Below are 15,807 nucleotides of genomic sequence, written 5' to 3' on the forward strand. Positions count from 1 at the left end.
GCCATGCGCAACATAACAGCCGCGGCGACTACTGCCGTTGAAACACCGTCGCCGGACGCCGCCGTCGAAGTGCGCGGCATCTGCAAGATGTACGCGGACATGGAGGCGTTGCGCTCCATCGATCTCGACTTTCCGGCCGGCAAACTGACCACACTGCTCGGCCCCTCCGGTTGCGGCAAGACCACGCTGCTCAAGATCATTGCCGGTCTCATTCCCGCGACCAGCGGTGAGGTGCGGGTGAACGGCGTAGCGGTCACCGGGCCTGGCCCGGAACGTGCCTTTGTGTTCCAGGATTTCGCGCTGATGCCCTGGGCGACGGTAATGCGCAACGTCGCCTTCGGACTGGAACTGAAGGGCATGGGCAAGGCCGAGCGGCAGGCGATCGCCCGGAAATACATCGCCGAAGTGGGGCTCTCCGGCTTCGAGGAGAAGTATCCGCACGAACTCTCCGGCGGCATGCGGCAACGTGTCGGTCTCGCCCGCGCCTTCGCGGTGAACGCCGACGTGCTGCTGCTCGACGAACCGTTCTCGGCGGTGGACGAGCAGAACCGCCGCAAGTTCCAGGAAGATCTGCTGCGCCTCGTCGATCTGGAGAAGAAGACCTTCATCTTCGTCACCCATTCCATCGAGGAGGCGGTCTATTGCTCGGACCGCATCGTCATCCTGTCGCGTCGCCCCGGCCGGGTGGCGCAGATCATCGAGCCGGAGATCGACCGCACCGCCTCCCCCGATGCCATCCGCCGCGACCAGGGCTATCTCGATACGGTCGAGGAGATCTGGCAGGGCCTCAAGCGCTACGTGGACTGAGCATGATGGCCAAATATGGAAGCCTGCTTGCGCAGGACATCGTTCTCATAGCCAGCGAACGGAGGGTGGCATGACGATTTTCGGCTATCGCGTGCCGATGATGGCCTCCCTGCTGGCGTGGTGCGTCATCTGGGAGATCGTCGGGCAGATGGGGGTATCCTTCCTCATTCCGCCGCTTTCAGACGTGCTGGTCGCGGCGTTCTCGCTGGTGCAGACCGGCACCTGGCAGGCGGCGGCGCTTACCACGCTGAACAGCTTCGTCATCGGCATGGCGCTCGCCATCGTCGTCGGGGTGATGCTCGGCTTGCTGATGGGACGTTTTCCGGTGGCGGACAATCTGTTCGGCATCTGGGTCAACATCTTCGTGTCGGCACCGCTCTCGGCTCTGGTGCCGGTGCTGATGATCCTGTTCGGCATGGGTGAGACCACGGTGGTGGTCACCGTGTTCCTGTTCGCCGTGTGGATCATCGTGCTGGACACCCGTGCCGGCATTCAGGCGGTTCCCCGCTCGCTGGAGGAGATGGGGCGCAGCTACGGGGCAGGGGGGCTTCGCCTCTATACCAAGATCATCCTTCTCGCCGCCTTGCCGGAAATCCTCGCCGGCATCCGTCTTGGCATGGTGCGCGGCGTGAAGGGCGTGGTTATCGGGCAATTGCTCGTTTCCATCATCGGCTATGGCGAATTGTTCGAGCTCTACTCGCGCAATTTCGACATGGAGAACTTCTGGGCGCTGACCATCATTCTGTTCGCCGTGGCGATGGGATTGTCGGCCCTGATTGAAAACATCGAAAAACGCGTCGAATATTATGCAGGAGTCCGCTGATGAACGCGCCGCTTGATACCACCGCCTATGTCATCTCTCCGCCGGGCATTCCCACCCTCCCGGTCGCCGGCAGCGACAAGCTGTTCCCCATCCACCGCATCTATTGTGTCGGCCGCAACTACGCCGAGCACGCGATCGAGATGGGGCACGATCCCAACAAAGAGCCGCCCTTCTTCTTCCAGAAGAACCCCGACAACGTCATCACCGGCGGCAGCTTCCCCTATCCCGACAAGTCGAAGGACGTGCATTACGAGCTCGAAATGCTGGTTGCCATCGGCAAGGGCGGGGTGAACATCCCGGTCGAGAGCGCGATGGAGCATGTGTGGGGCTATGGCGTCGGCCTCGACATGACCCGCCGCGACCTGCAGGGCGAGGCCAAGAAGCTCGGCCGCCCGTGGGAGGTCGGCAAGGCCTTCGAGGCTTCCGCGCCCTGCTCGGCGCTGGTGCCGGCCTCGCAGATCGGCCATCCCACTGACGGCAAGGTGTGGCTGAAGGTGAATGGCGAACTGCGCCAGAGCGGCGACCTGAACCAGATGATCTGGAAGGTGCCGGAGATGATCTCCTATCTTTCCGGCCTGTTCACGCTGGTGCCGGGCGACATCATCATGTCCGGCACGCCGGCGGGCGTTGGTGCCATTGTGCGCGGCGATCGCATGGAAGGTGGGGTCGACGGTGTCGGCACGCTCGACGTGACCGTGGTCTGATCCTCCACGCTCATTGAGCAACATCAAAATGAACCCGCCGACCGTTGTGGTCGGCGGGTTTTTTATTGTCTGGCAAGATGTTGCACGGGATATTCGGATGATTGATGCTAAATACCATAGATTCTATAGAAAATATGTTGACCTGTTGCCGCTCCTGCGTTCTTCTGGAGTGAGAGGCGCGGCGATGGTCGCGATGGCCGAGGATGGGCGGATATGACGCGAACGTTCCGATGTTGCCCCTGAACCAGGCGTGTTGACGCTCGCTTGCGCGCATCCATCGCGGCCATTTCCATGAGACTTTGACGATGACACTCTCGACAATTCCCTCAGCAGCTAGCACCGGCCTTGATGTTTTGTGGTTTCTGCCGACGCATGGCGACGGCCGGTATCTCGGGACGGCGACGGGCGGCCGGGCGGTGACGCTGGACTATCTGCGGCAGGTGGCGCAGGCGGCGGACACGCTGGGCTTCTACGGGGTGCTGATCCCGACGGGGAAGAGCTGCGAGGATTCCTGGCTGGTGGCCTCGGCGCTGGCACCGGCAACCAGGAAGCTGCGCTATCTGGTGGCGGTGCGGCCGGGTTTGGCCTCGCCCACCCTCTATGCCCGGATGACCGCGACGTTGGACCGGCTGTCGGAGGGGCGGCTGCTGATCAACATCGTCACCGGCGGCGACCCGGTGGAGAATGCCGGCGACGGCATCTTCCTCGACCACAACCAGCGCTACGAGGTGACGCGGGAGTTCCTTGACATCTATCGCCCGCTGCTGGCCGGGGAGACGGTGAGCTACGAGGGCCGGCACCTGAAGGTGGAGGGGGCCTCGGTGCTGTTCCCGCCGGTGCAGGCGGGCGGGCCGAAGCTGTATTTCGGCGGCTCGTCGGAGGCGGCGAACGCGGTGGCGGCCGAGCATGTAGACGTTTACCTGACCTGGGGCGAGCCGCCTTCGGCGGTGAAGGCGAAGATCGCCGAGGTACGGCGGCAGGCGGAGGCGCGCGGGCGCAAGGTGCGGTTCGGCATCCGGCTGCATGTGATTGTGCGCGAGACCAATGCCAAGGCGTGGGAAGCCGCCGACGAGTTGATCAGCCATGTCGACGACGCCACCATTGCGGCGGCGCAGAGCGTGTTCGCACGGCTGGATTCGGTGGGTCAGGCGCGGATGCGGGCGCTGCATGGCGGGCGGCGCGACAAGCTCGAGGTGAGCCCGAACCTGTGGGCGGGGGTGGGTCTGGTGCGCGGCGGGGCCGGGACGGCGCTGGTGGGCGACGGAGCGACGGTGGCGGCGCGGATAGAGGAATATGCCGAATTGGGCATTGAGAGCTTCATCCTGTCGGGCTACCCGCATCTGGAGGAGGCCTACCGCGTCGCCGAACTCGTCCTCCCAAGGCTCAAGCTCAGCCATGCTCCGGCCGTCGCTTCCGATCCGCAGGCCCGCTTCGGCGAAGCGGTGGCCAATGATTATCGTCCGGCACAGCAGGCAGCGCAGTCATGAGCAGGAAACTCAACGTCGTTGGTATCAGCGGCAGCCTCTCGGCGCCGTCCAGAACCCTTTCCCTGGTGCAGTTCACCACCCAGCGGCTGGCGCGTGAGCTCGATGCCCGCGCGCAGGTCGTCGACATCGCCCGCCTGCCGCAGCTCGGCGTCATGCGCTCGCGCGAGGCGGCCGGGTGCGAAGAGACGGCCGCCTTCGCCGCCGTCGAGGCGGCGGATCTGCTCGTGGTCGGCTCGCCGGTCTATAAGGGCTCCTACTCCGGCCTGTTCAAGCACTTCATCGACTTCGTCGATTATGGCGGGCTGGTGGGCAAGCCGGTGGCGCTGCTGGCAACCGGCGGCAGCGAGCGTCACGCTCTCGTCATCGAGCATCAGCTGCGGCCGCTGTTCGCCTTCTTCCAGGCTCAGCCGCTCGGCACCGGCCTGTTCCTCACCGATCGCGAATGGTCCGGCACCACGCTCGTCGGCGAGCCGGCGGAGCGGCGCTTCGAACGGCTGGTGCACGAGGCGACGTTCGCATTGCGTCACTCGTCCCATCCCTTGGCCATCGCGGCGGAGTGAGACCATGAGCGGTGCCACCCGGTCCAGGGAACGATGTAGCGCCACGCGCTGACAGCGCGCGGCCTTCACTTTCAACCTTCCATTCATGCGCCGCCGCAGCGAGGAGATACTTCGCGCGAGGAAAGCCGGCGCTCGACCTCAAGGATCTCGTGAATGAAACGCTTTTTCCGGGCCGCGACCCTCTCCCTCGCCCTACTGGGCAGCGCCATCGGCTCGGCTTCCGCCGAAGGACTGATCCGCATCTCCGAGCAGTTTGGCACGCTCTACATTCCCTTCCACATCCTGCGCGACCAGAACCTGATCGAGAAGCACGCCAAGGAACTCGGCATCGACGTCAAGGTCGAATGGCTGAAGCTCTCCGGCGGCAACGCGGTGAACGACGCGCTGCTCTCCGGCTCGGTCGATATCGCCTCGGCGGGGATCGGGCCGTTCTTCACCGTGTGGGACCGCACCAAGGGAGCGGTGAAGATCGTCGGCGCCTTCGGAGCGACGCCGAACTACCTGCTCACCAATAAGCCGGACATCAAGAGCCTGAAGGATTTCGGGCCGAACGACCGCATCGCCACGCCGGCCGCCGGTGTCTCGGTGCAGGCGCGCACCTTGCAGATCGCCGCTGAGAAGGAATTCGGCCCCGGCAATCAGGGCAAGCTCGATTCCCTCCAAGTGACGCTGCCGCATCCCGATGCCACCGCGGCGCTGATCTCTGGTTCCACCGAGATTACCGGACACCTCTCGAACTCGCCGTTCCAGGAGCAGGCGTTGAAGAACCCAAAGGTTCACAAGGTGTGGTCGTCCTACGACGTGCTGGGCGGCGCCTTCACCCCGACCGTCGCCTATACGACGGTGAAATGGCGCGACGCCAATCCCAAGACCTATGAGGCCTTTTTCCGCGCCTTCAAGGAGGCGACGGAAATCGCCGCGAAGGATCATCAGCTGGCGGCAGACACCTATGTGAAGATCGAGAAGTCCAAGCTCGATCCGGCTTTCGTGAAGCAGATCATCGATAATCCCGAGGTGCAGTTCACCCTGGTGCCGCTGAAGAGCGAGGTGTTCGGCGAGTTCCTCTTCCGTACCGGCGCCCTCAAGACCCAGCCGGGTGGTTGGAAGAGCTACACCTTCCCCGAGCTGCACGACCAGGCGGGGAGCTGAGCCATGCTCGCACCGGCCATCGAGACGGCGCGAGAGACGAGATCCGCCGCGCCGGTGTTGGAGGCGCGCGGCCTGACCCTCGACTATGCGACCGAGCGCGGTCCGGTGCGGGCCGTCGATGCCGTCGATTTCACCATTGCCGAAGGCGAGCGGCTGGTGCTGCTCGGGCCATCCGGCTGTGGTAAATCGTCCATCCTCAAGGCGGCGGCGGGTTTCCTCCCGCCGACCGCCGGCACGCTCAGCCTGCGCGGCCGGCCGATCAACGGGCCGGGACCGGATCGCATCGTGGTGTTTCAGGAGTTCGACCAGCTGCTGCCCTGGAAGACGGTGCTGGATAATGTCGCCTTCCCGCTGGTGGTCGCCCGCCGCAAGAAGAAGGGCGAGGCCCGCGAGATTGCCGCCGACACCTTGCGGCGGGTCGGGCTGGAGCGGGTGTTGAACAGCTATCCGCACACGCTTTCGGGCGGCATGAAGCAGCGTGCCGCCATTGCGCGGGCGTTGGCGGCGAGCCCCGATGTGCTGCTGATGGACGAGCCCTTCGCGGCGCTCGACGCGCTCACCCGGCTGCAGATGCAGCGCGACCTGATCGACATCGCCCGCGAGACTGGACTGACGCTGCTCTTCGTCACCCACGACATCGACGAGGCGGTGCTGATCGGCACGCGGCTGCATCTCTTGAGCGCCCATCCCGGACGCACCATCACCACGCTGGATGCATCCGCCTTCGACATTCGCGACCTCGGCACGGCTGCCTTCGAGACAGTAAGCCGCAAGGTCCACGATACGTTGTTCGGCAGAACGAGAGCCGCATCATGACCGACACTCCTGCATTCGACATGGCCTCCGCGGGAGAGACGGCGCGCCGGTGGCGGCGGACTGCCCTGCGGGTCACCCGCACGCTATGGTTTCGCCGGATCGTGGTGCTGGTTGTGCTGGCTGTCGCCTGGGAATTAGCGGCCCGCTGGCAGAGCAACCCGATCTTGCTGCCGAGCTTCCTCGAGGCTTTCACCGCCTTCCGCGAAGCCAGCCTGAACGAGGGGCTGCTGGCGGCGGCCGTCGCCTCGCTCTCCGTGCTGCTGAAGGGTTATGTGGCGGCGATCGTCATCGCCACCATCATCGTCTCCATTGCCGCCGCCAACAGCTTCGTGCGCGATGCCTTGCAAACGGTGGCCGCCATGCTGAACCCGCTGCCGGCCATCGCGCTGTTGCCGCTGGCTTTGCTCTGGTTCGGCCTCGGTGAGGCGAGCCTGCTCTTCGTGCTGATCAATGCGGTGGTCTGGCCGTTCGCGCTGGCAGCGCTTCAGGGCTTCGAGGGCGTGCCGGAAACTCATCGTCTGGTCGGGCGCAATTACGGACTTACCGGCGCCGCCTATGTGCGGCAGATCCTGATTCCCTCGGCATTGCCGGCGGTGATTTCGGGCATGCGTGTCGGCTGGGCCTTCGCCTGGCGTACGCTAATCGCCGCCGAGCTGGTGTTCGGGGTGAGCTCCAGCTCCGGCGGCCTGGGGTGGTTCATCTTCAGGGCGCGCAACGAACTCTATACCGACCGCGTATTCGCCGGCCTCGCGACCGTCATCCTCATCGGTCTTCTGGTCGAAGCGGTGGCATTCCGCGGGCTGGAGAGCGCTACCGTGCGCCGCTGGGGCATGCTGCGCTGAGCAACGTCACCGCTCACGCTGTGCCGGTACGGGTCGGGCATTTCCTGGCACATGGCTTGGCGCAGGCTTGCGGCCTGCTTTTTCGCCTTCGCTTTCCCGCAGCGGGCGCGGATGTGATACCTCGTCCAGTGCCGGCTTCAGCGGGTTTCCGGGTGGGGTAGGGCGGTCGTCAAGGACCGCATCGACATCGGCAGGATCGATCACCACCGGGTTCTGGTCTAGCTGCCGCGGATCGCGCACCATCATCGTTCTCCTGTCTTCGCGACAGGCGACGCGCCCCCTATGGACCCGCCGCCTGTCAGTGGACGTTAGGCCTGATACCTAGCTGGCGGCTCGCACGTTGAGCTTCGACATCGCCACCTTGGAGAGGAGGGCATCGGCCTTCTTCTCTTCCTCCAGCGTGCGCTGGAGCACGCGGGCGCAGTCGGCGCGGCCGAGCTGGTTGGCCCAGGCGATCAGCGTGCCGTAGCGGGTGATTTCGTAGTGCTCCACCGCTTGGGCGGCGGCTGCCAGCGCGGCATCGAGCACCTCCTTGTCCGCCACTTCGCCGCTGATCTCCTCGGCTTCCTCGAGGATGCCGTTGATCGCCGGACAGGTGACCGATTTCGCCTCGGTGCCATGCAGCTCGAACACTTCGAGCAGGCGCTTCACGTGGCCTTCGGTTTCCTTCAGATGATTCTGGAAACCCGTCTTCAATTGCGGATCGGTGGCCTTGTCGATCATCGAGGGCAGAGCCTTCAGAATCTTGTTTTCCGCGTAATAGACGTCGCGGAGCGTATGGACGAATAGGTCGTCCATGGTTTTGATGTCCTTAGAGAATAATCCCATGATCTTTCCTCCGGTATCAAGGTGGTGACGGCATAAAACGGCATCACGTCTCGCCGTGACGTCTGCTGGATCAACAGTCCATCGTTGTCTAGGTTCCGGATTGTTTCACCATCGATGCGCTTTACCTCCTGATGGTTAGGGGATACGAGGAGGAGCGCCGAGCCTGCATTTGACGAACCCGCTCTTTTCGCGACTTCGCCTTGATGTCGCGGATGCGGGGAGCGGCACCGCAGTCGTCGGAATGGCCGCCGGCAGAGTCCCGCGGCCGGGCTGGTCGGACAGGGCGCTTCTTCATCCCGTGGACCGCGTCCAGGCTTCCGCGCACCGAGGCGCGTCAGGCCGAACGGGCCGCTCGCGACAGCTCCGCCTCCGGATCGGAAACCAAGTGTTCACCTTGATGCGCCACAATGCCGCCCGGTTGGAGGGCAACAAGATGGGTATCGAGGCTTCCTCTGTTTCCGGCACGTCTTCCGCTGTTGCCAATTGCGGATCTTCCATCGGGCCATCGCTGGTGTCGTCACTTCCTTCTGCTCCCTCGCCCGTGCCGAGTCTGCGCGTTCCCACCGTCCTGCTCTTCGATTCCGGCCTTGGCGGCCTTTCGGTGCTGCGGGAACTGGCACGCCAGCGCCCGGATGCCCGCTATGTCTATGCCGCGGACGATGCCGGCTTTCCTTACGGTGCCCTAGACGAGGCGACGCTGATCGCCCGGGTAGTTGCGGTGATGGATGCACTGGTGGCCCGGCTGGCGCCGGATGTGGTGGTGATCTCCTGCAACACCGCCTCCACCCTCGTGCTGCCGGCTCTGCGGGCGCGCTTTTCGATTCCCTTCATTGGCACGGTGCCGGCGATCAAGCCGGCCTGCGAAGGCTCGCAGACCCGCCTGATCAGCGTGCTGGCGACGCCGGGTACGGTGAAACGCGATTACACCAAGGCGCTGATCCGCGATTTCGCCGGTTCCTGTCGGGTAACGTTGGTCGGCAGCGCCCGGCTGGCGCCGCTTGTCGAGGCGAGCTTCGCCGGCGAGATGGTCGGCGACGCCGATTTCGCCGAGGAGATCGCGCCCGCCTTCGTGCGCGAGGGGGGCGTCCGCACCGACACCGTAGTGCTGGCCTGTACGCACTATCCGCTGGTGCGCGAGCGGCTGGAGAGGGTTGCTCCCTGGCGGGTGCGCTGGCTGGACCCGGCGCCGGCCATCGCGCGTCGCGCGGTCTCGCTGGTGGGGCCGGCCTTGGAAGAGCGCATGCCGCTGCCGCTGCGGCTGTTCTCCACTGGCGCGCCGCTCGATGCCGCGTTGGTTGGCCGTATCGCCGGCATGCCCGCACGCAACGGCGAACTGGTGCCGATGAGTGCCGAACTTACCTGAGTGACCATGCCGATTCCGGTCATTTGGCGGCGTCTCTTGCCGGGATAGCCTTCGCCAGCCACCATGCCCTAAAGTCAGCAGCCGCCCGATTCCGGCATGTTGTCGGGGAAAGCGAGCGAGGACATGCAGGGTTTTCAAGGTTCCGTCCTGTCGCGCCGCGCCGTGCTCGCGGCTGCGGGCGCGCTCGTCCTGCCGGCCATGCCGGCCCTGGCGCAATCGGCCAACCAATCTTTCGAGGCCTGGCTGCGTGATTTTCGCGCCAAGGCCCGGGCGCGCGGCATTTCCGACGAAGTCTATGACCGGGTGACGCGCGGTTTGAAGCCGGATACCAGCGTCTATGCCAAGGATCGGGCGCAGCCGGAATTTCGCGAGGAGCTCTGGCAATATCTCAACCGCCGCATTTCGGAATGGCGGCTGGTCACCGGGCGGACGGCTGCGAAGCAGAATGCCGCGCTGTTGAAACGCCTCAACAAGGATTTCGGCGTCGAACCCGACGTGCTGCTCGGCTTGTGGGGCATGGAGAGCGCCTTCGGCGAGCTTGTCACCGACGAGGATCACATGAAGCCGGTGTTCCCCTCGCTGGCGGCGCTCGCCTGGGGCGAGCCGCGCCGTCGCCGCTATTGGGAAACCGAGCTTCTCAACGCCTTCGCCATCGTCCAGCGCGGCTGGGGCACGCCGGACATGATGCTCGGTTCCTGGGCTGGCGCGATGGGCCACACGCAGTGGATGCCGGAGGTGTGGCTCAATCTCGGCATCGACTATGATGGCGATGGCAGGGTTTCGCCCTATGAGATCGGAGACGCGCTGGCCGGCTCTTCCCGCTATCTGATCAAGCGCGGCAAATATCAGAGCGGCCTGCCCTGGGGCTTCGAGGTGACCGTGCCGGCGAGCGCCGCCCGCTATGCCGACGCCAAGTCGATACGCACCGTGGCGGAGTGGGGCAAGCTCGGCATTGCGCCGGCCGGAGGAGGGCGCCTCACCCATCCGGCCGCCCGCACGCGGCTGTGGGCGCCAGTGGGCATCGAGGGGCCAAGCTTCCTGTTGACACAGAATTTCTATGCGGTGCGCTCCTATAATCCGTCGATGAACTACGCGCTTGCCGTCTGCCATCTCGGCGATCGGGTGCTCGGTGGCGGAGGGTTCATCACGCCGTTTCCAGGTGGTGAGCGGGCGCTGACGCTGGCAGAGATCCAGGAAGTACAAAAGCGCCTCACCGCGGCCGGCTTCGATACCGGCGGCGTAGATGGGCGCGTCGGCAACCTGACCATGCGCGCCGTTGCCAATTTCCAACGCCGTTCCGGCATGAAGCCGGACGGCTATGCCGGGCTCGATGTGCTGGCGGCGCTGAGGAAGGGGCGGTAGCGTCCAAAACGCCGGATGAGCTTGACCTCGGGCCGCTTTCCGCTTATGCACGCGCCCACTCACGGGGCTGGCAACGGCCCCGTGAGCTGTTTCACGCACCCGTGGTTCCGTTCGGCGCGTTCGACCGGAGCCTGTCGGTCCTGCAAGATACATCTTGCGGGACAAAGGAGGGGGCGCGATCCAACCCGCAACCTTGCGAAGAGGACCAGCGCATGAGCAAGCGCGTTTCGGCCAAGCACAAGCTTGACCGCCGTATGGGCGAGAACATCTGGGGCCGCCCCAAGAGCCCCGTCAACAAGCGTGAATACGGCCCCGGCCAGCACGGCCAGCGCCGCAAGGGCAAGCTTTCCGACTTCGGCGTGCAGCTGCGCGCCAAGCAGAAGCTTAAGGGCTACTACGCCTCGATCGGCGAGAAGCAGTTCTATGCGATCTATGTGGAAGCCGCGCGCCTGAAGGGCGACACCGGCGCCAACCTGATCGGCCTGCTCGAGCGTCGCCTCGATGCCGTCGTCTATCGCGCCAAGTTCGTCCCCACCGTGTTCGCCGCCCGCCAGTTCGTGAGCCACGGCCACGTGAAGGTGAACGGCCGCCGCGTCAACGTCCCGAGCTACCAGGTGAAGGTCGGCGACGTGATCGAGGTGAAGGACGCCTCCAAGCAGATGGCGCTGGTCATGGAAGCCGCGGCTTCCGGCGAGCGTGACGTGCCGGACTATCTCGAGGTCGACGGTCACAAGCTGACCGCGAAGTTCGCCCGCGTGCCGGAACTGAACGAAGTGCCCTATCCGGTGGTTATGGAGCCGAACCTCGTCGTCGAATATTATTCGCGCTGAGTTTCAGGCCTATACCCAGACAAGAAAGCCGCCCTTTCGGGCGGCTTTTTTGTTGCCTCCTCAGCCGGCGGGACGCGGCTTGATGCGATATTGCCGCCCGGAGCGTACGGCAACGCGGCCGGTGATCTGATCGGGGCTTTTGCCGGCCATCACCTGCCGCACATCGGCGATCACCTCCGGGCGGATGCGGTAATATTGATGGTTGGCGTGAGTGAGCCCCGTCGTGCACACATCCGCGCAGTCGATGCCATAGATAGCGGAATCGAGCCCGTCGAAGGTGCGCGGTCCCCAGGCGCCGAGCCGGTCGGGATTGAGCTTGGTGGTGTCGCTGATGATCAAAGCGAGGTCGCGGCGCGCGTGATAGACGTGGATCGCTTCGGCGAGCTGCGGCAGCAGGCCGAGCTTGTTGTTGTGCTCGAGGGCATCCGCGTCCTCGTCCGCCGCCATCAGGAAGGCATTGGTGAAGATCTTCGGCAGTCTGGCGCCGCTGTTAAAGCCGCGCAGGGCGAGGAGGGCGTGGCGCAGCGCCCAGTTGCCCATGCTGTGGGTGACGAGATGCAGCTTCTGCCCACAAGGCTCGCGACCCTGAGCACGGTCCTCGCGCCGTAATTCCAGCAGGAAGTCGATGAGCCGCTTCAGGCTGCGGCCGATGGCCTTTCCCGACGCTTCGGCGTCGTCGCGATCGCCGAAATATTTCCACTTGGATTCCGTGGTGGCGCTTTCGCCAAGGCCGAGCCCGTCGCCATCATCGGCCGGCCAGGAGAAGGCAAAGACCAGCGGCGCCTTGCCGCCGACGCGCCAGCTCGCCTCCAGCTGCGCGGCGCGCAGAATGCAGGTCTCGAAGCTGGAATTGAAGCCGTGAATATAGGCGATCACCTCGCGGGATTCGTCCCGCACCGCCTGCGTCATGGAGGCGAAAACGCCGGTCGAGCCGATCAGCTCAGCCGAAGGGGGCGCTCCTGGCGGGGCGGGATGCTCTTCCGCAACCGTCACCGAGCGCAGGACAAAACCGTCATCCGGGTCGGCCGCGTCGGGAACGCGGTCAACCTCGGCATAGCCGACGCGGTAGAAGGCTGGCCCTTCCGCGTTGTAGCGATTGCCAAACGGGATCAACGATCCGGCGACGAGGCGCCGGTTCGTTGCATAGTAGATGCGCGCCATAGCGGTCCCCCCGAGCTTGGCCCGGAGGGAATTACCGCATTACCCAGCCGAAGAAGCAAGCCGGGCGACAGTGAGGAAGCAAGGACGATCGCAGCGCCCCCAGCATCACGCCGAGGCGCGACCCATCACCGGCACGCCCTTTTCCTCGAGCAGGGTCTGCAACTCGCCGGCCTGGAACATCTCGCGGACGATGTCGCAGCCGCCGATGAACTCGCCCTTCACGAACACCTGCGGCACGGTCGGCCAGTTGGTGTAGTCCTTGATGCCCTGGCGGATCTCGTCGGAATCAAGGACGTTGATGCCCTTGTAGTCGACGCCGAGGTGGTTGAGAATCTGCGCCACCTGGCCGGAGAAACCGCACATCGGGAACTGCGGCGTGCCCTTCATGAAGACGACGACGTCGTTGCTCTTCACCTGGTTGTCGATGAAATCCTGGATGCTCATGTAGCGTTCACCCGTCTCGGGCTCCACAGGGCCCTGTGTGTCTCTATGCGATCATAGGTGATGACGCGCGGGGCGCCATTCAACCCTTCGTCTCTACATATAGATGAAGCCCGGCACGCTGTCGCGGCCGGGCTATTTGATGCCGTCTCATCGGCTCCCGAAGGCTGCCGGAGTTCAGGTCTTCGGCACTTCCGTCTGCAGGGCGAGGGCATGCAGCACGCCGCCCATCGGCTCGCCAATGGCCTTGTAGACCATCTGATGCTGCTGCACGCGCGACTTGCCGCGGAAGCTCTCGCTCACCACGGTGGCGTGCCAGTGATTATTGTCGCCGGCAAGATCGCGCATGACCACCTGCGCATCCGGCAGTCCCTGCCGGATCAGCTTCTCGATCTCGGATGCTTCCATCGCCATGACAGGTCGGCTCCCTCACATCATGCCCGCGCCCATATAGATGGGCAGCCAGGATTCGGAACGCTCGCGCAGCGCATCGATGACGATGGGGCGCTCGCCGGGAATGGTCAATTTGTCGCCGCCGGTGCTGCCGAGCTTGGCGATCGGAACGCCGGCGGATTCGGCGCGCTTGAACACCGTCGCCTTCTCGCCGCCGGTCACCGTGACAAGGTAGCGCGCCTGGTCCTCACCGAACCAGAAGGCGTGCGGGTTCACATCGGCCGGCGGGGCGAGAAGCGAGGCGCCGATGCCCGACGCCATCGCCATCTCGGCCAGCGCCACAAGCAGGCCGCCGTCCGAGACGTCGTGCACGGCAGTGACGAGGCCGTCAGCGATCAGCTCGCGCACGAAGTCGCCATGCTTGCGTTCGACCGCGAGGTCGACCGGCGGCGGCGCGCCCTCCTCGCGGTCGAGGATCTCCGACAGGAAGGCGGACTGGCCGAGCCATCCCGTCGTTTCTCCAACAACCAGAATGATTTCGCCGGAGTCTTTAAAGGCAAGTGTCGCCATCTTCTCGATGTCGGCAAGGACGCCGACGCCGCCGATGGTCGGGGTCGGCAGGATGCCGCGGCCGTTCGTCTCGTTGTAGAGGCTGACATTGCCGGAGACGACCGGGAAGTCGAGATCCTTGGCGGCCGCGCCTATGCCGCGCAGGCAGCCGACCAGCTGGCCCATGATTTCCGGCTTCTCGGGGTTGCCGAAATTGAGATTGTCGGTCAATGCCAGCGGGGTGGCGCCGACGGCGGTGATGTTGCGCCATACCTCGGCCACCGCCTGCTTGCCGCCCTCGAACGGATCGGCCTCGCAATAGCGCGGGGTGACGTCGCAGGCCATGGCGAGGCCCTTCGGCCCGTCCTGCACCCGCACCACTGCCGCGTCGCCGCCGGGGCGCTGCACGGTGTTGTTGAGGATCAGGTGGTCGTACTGCTCCCAGATCCAGCGCTTGGAGGCGAAATCGGGCGAGCCGATCAGCCGCTCGAGTGCGCCGGGAATGGTGGCGGTGATCTCCAGCGACGCCGGGTCGATGCGCTGCTGCTTGGGCGTCTCCACCCAGGGACGGTGATAGAGCGGCGCCTCGTCGCCGAGCTCCTTGATCGGCAGGTCGGCTTTCACCTCGCCCTTGTGCTTGACGACGAAGCGCAGATTGTCGGTGGTGTGGCCGACAATGGCGAAGTCGAGCCCCCATTTGCGGAAGATCGCCTCGGCCTGCTCCTCCTTGCCCGGCGCGATGACCATGAGCATGCGCTCCTGGCTCTCCGAGAGCATCATCTCATAGGCGCTCATGCCCGCCTCGCGGCAGGGCAGCTTGTCGAGGTCGAGCTCGATGCCGAGATCGCCCTTGGCGCCCATTTCCACCGCCGAGCAGGTGAGGCCGGCGGCGCCCATGTCCTGGATGGCGACGACGCAGCCGGCTTCCATGATTTCGAGGCAGGCTTCGAGCAGCAGCTTCTCGGCGAAGGGATCGCCGACCTGCACCGTCGGACGCTTTTCCTCGGCGCCTTCGCCGAACTCGGCCGAGGCCATGCTGGCGCCGTGGATGCCGTCGCGGCCGGTCTTGGAGCCGAGATACACCACCGGCAGGCCGACGCCGGTCGCCTTGGCGTAGAAGATCTTGTCGGCGTCGGCCAGGCCGACCGCCATGGCGTTGACCAGGCAGTTGCCGTCATAACGGGTGTGGAAGCCGACGAGGCCGCCGACCGTCGGCACGCCGAAGGAATTGCCGTAGCCGCCGATGCCGGCGACGACGCCGGCGACCAGGTGCTTGGTGCGCGGATGCGCGGGATCGCCGAAGCGCAGCGCATTCAGCGCCGCGATCGGCCGGGCGCCCATGGTGAACACGTCGCGCAGGATGCCCCCGACCCCGGTCCCGGCACCCTGATAGGGCTCGATATAGGACGGGTGGTTGTGGCTCTCCATCTTGAACACGGCGGCGAGGCCGTCGCCGATATCGATGACGCCGGCATTCTCGCCCGGCCCCTGGATCACCCACGGCGCCTTGGTCGGCAGGCCGCGCAGATGCAGCCGCGACGACTTGTAGGAACAGTGCTCGTTCCACATCGCCGAGAAGATGCCGAGCTCGGTGAAGCTCGGCTCGCGGCCGATCAACTTCAGGATGCGCTCATACTCGTCAGGCTTGAGGCCGTGTTCGGCGACGAGCTCGGGAGTGATCATCGGTTCTTT

The 15,807-nt window shown here is 65.1% G+C and carries 18 protein-coding genes; 12 read left to right on the forward strand and 6 right to left on the reverse strand.

What is annotated here, in order from left to right; all coding sequences use genetic code 11:
• Positions 1–3: 3 nt before the first annotated feature.
• The 9 genes from KHC24_RS06145 (at position 4) to KHC24_RS06185 (ending at position 7,188) form a co-directional block, all read left to right on the forward strand.
• Positions 4–807, forward strand: coding sequence for an ABC transporter ATP-binding protein (locus KHC24_RS06145; RefSeq protein ID WP_213360664.1), 804 nt, complete (start codon positions 4–6; stop codon positions 805–807).
• Positions 808–877: 70 nt separating this feature from the next.
• Positions 878–1,630: an ABC transporter permease gene (locus KHC24_RS06150; protein WP_213360666.1), complete on the forward strand. Its 753-nt coding sequence runs from the start codon at positions 878–880 to the stop codon at positions 1,628–1,630.
• On the forward strand, positions 1,630–2,334 hold the full coding sequence (locus tag KHC24_RS06155) for a fumarylacetoacetate hydrolase family protein (RefSeq protein WP_213360668.1): 705 nt from the start codon (positions 1,630–1,632) through the stop codon (positions 2,332–2,334). The genes KHC24_RS06150 and KHC24_RS06155 overlap by 1 nt, the downstream gene beginning before the upstream one ends.
• 28 nt (positions 2,335–2,362) lie before the next feature.
• Positions 2,363–2,551: a hypothetical protein gene (locus tag KHC24_RS06160; protein ID WP_213360675.1), complete on the forward strand. Its 189-nt coding sequence runs from the start codon at positions 2,363–2,365 to the stop codon at positions 2,549–2,551.
• An 88-nt stretch (positions 2,552–2,639) separates the two neighbouring features.
• Positions 2,640–3,821, forward strand: a complete 1,182-nt coding sequence (gene ssuD / locus KHC24_RS06165) for an FMNH2-dependent alkanesulfonate monooxygenase (protein ID WP_213360677.1) — start codon at positions 2,640–2,642, stop codon at positions 3,819–3,821.
• Positions 3,818–4,381 carry an NAD(P)H-dependent oxidoreductase gene (locus tag KHC24_RS06170; protein WP_213360679.1) on the forward strand — a complete coding sequence of 188 codons (564 nt, stop codon included), beginning with the start codon at positions 3,818–3,820 and terminating at the stop codon, positions 4,379–4,381. Before ssuD ends, KHC24_RS06170 begins: the two co-directional genes overlap by 4 nt.
• Before the next feature lie 153 nt (positions 4,382–4,534).
• Positions 4,535–5,530 (forward strand): ABC transporter substrate-binding protein, encoded by a 996-nt coding sequence (locus KHC24_RS06175; RefSeq protein ID WP_213360681.1) that lies wholly within the window; start codon positions 4,535–4,537, stop codon positions 5,528–5,530.
• A 3-nt stretch (positions 5,531–5,533) separates the two neighbouring features.
• Positions 5,534–6,346 carry an ABC transporter ATP-binding protein gene (locus tag KHC24_RS06180; RefSeq protein WP_213360683.1) on the forward strand — a complete coding sequence of 271 codons (813 nt, stop codon included), beginning with the start codon at positions 5,534–5,536 and terminating at the stop codon, positions 6,344–6,346.
• A 20-nt stretch (positions 6,347–6,366) separates the two neighbouring features.
• Complete coding sequence (locus tag KHC24_RS06185) at positions 6,367–7,188, forward strand: ABC transporter permease (protein ID WP_246546263.1); 822 nt, start codon at positions 6,367–6,369, stop codon at positions 7,186–7,188.
• A 6-nt stretch (positions 7,189–7,194) separates the two neighbouring features.
• Here KHC24_RS06185 and KHC24_RS06190 read toward each other — a convergent pair whose 3' ends face one another.
• Positions 7,195–7,434 carry a hypothetical protein gene (locus KHC24_RS06190; RefSeq protein WP_213360687.1) on the reverse strand — a complete coding sequence of 80 codons (240 nt, stop codon included), beginning with the start codon at positions 7,432–7,434 and terminating at the stop codon, positions 7,195–7,197.
• 75 nt (positions 7,435–7,509) lie between these two features.
• Positions 7,510–8,016, reverse strand: coding sequence for a YciE/YciF ferroxidase family protein (locus KHC24_RS06195; protein WP_213360689.1), 507 nt, complete (start codon positions 8,014–8,016; stop codon positions 7,510–7,512).
• A 511-nt stretch (positions 8,017–8,527) separates the two neighbouring features.
• Between KHC24_RS06195 and murI the strand changes: the two genes are divergently transcribed.
• The 3 genes from murI (at position 8,528) to rpsD (ending at position 11,571) form a co-directional block, all read left to right on the forward strand.
• On the forward strand, positions 8,528–9,379 hold the full coding sequence (gene murI / locus KHC24_RS06200) for a glutamate racemase (RefSeq protein ID WP_213361333.1): 852 nt from the start codon (positions 8,528–8,530) through the stop codon (positions 9,377–9,379).
• Between the two features lie 123 nt (positions 9,380–9,502).
• Positions 9,503–10,741, forward strand: a complete 1,239-nt coding sequence (locus tag KHC24_RS06205; protein ID WP_213360691.1) for a lytic murein transglycosylase — start codon at positions 9,503–9,505, stop codon at positions 10,739–10,741.
• A gap of 212 nt (positions 10,742–10,953) precedes the next feature.
• Complete coding sequence (gene rpsD / locus KHC24_RS06210; RefSeq protein ID WP_213360699.1) at positions 10,954–11,571, forward strand: 30S ribosomal protein S4; 618 nt, start codon at positions 10,954–10,956, stop codon at positions 11,569–11,571.
• Positions 11,572–11,631: 60 nt separating this feature from the next.
• On the opposite strand, the gene KHC24_RS06215 is transcribed toward rpsD, so the two are convergent.
• The 4 genes from KHC24_RS06215 to purL form a co-directional block, all read right to left on the reverse strand.
• Positions 11,632–12,732: an alpha/beta hydrolase gene (locus KHC24_RS06215; protein ID WP_213360707.1), complete on the reverse strand. Its 1,101-nt coding sequence runs from the start codon at positions 12,730–12,732 to the stop codon at positions 11,632–11,634.
• A gap of 105 nt (positions 12,733–12,837) precedes the next feature.
• Positions 12,838–13,176 (reverse strand): Grx4 family monothiol glutaredoxin, encoded by a 339-nt coding sequence (grxD, locus tag KHC24_RS06220; RefSeq protein WP_213360709.1) that lies wholly within the window; start codon positions 13,174–13,176, stop codon positions 12,838–12,840.
• 174 nt (positions 13,177–13,350) lie between these two features.
• Positions 13,351–13,587, reverse strand: coding sequence for a BolA family protein (locus tag KHC24_RS06225; protein WP_213360711.1), 237 nt, complete (start codon positions 13,585–13,587; stop codon positions 13,351–13,353).
• A 15-nt stretch (positions 13,588–13,602) separates the two neighbouring features.
• Complete coding sequence (purL, locus tag KHC24_RS06230; RefSeq protein ID WP_246546181.1) at positions 13,603–15,798, reverse strand: phosphoribosylformylglycinamidine synthase subunit PurL; 2,196 nt, start codon at positions 15,796–15,798, stop codon at positions 13,603–13,605.
• Positions 15,799–15,807 lie beyond the last annotated feature (9 nt).

The sequence above is a fragment of the Ancylobacter defluvii genome (assembly GCF_018390605.1).
GTDB classification, from domain to species: Bacteria; Pseudomonadota; Alphaproteobacteria; order Rhizobiales; family Xanthobacteraceae; genus Ancylobacter; species Ancylobacter defluvii.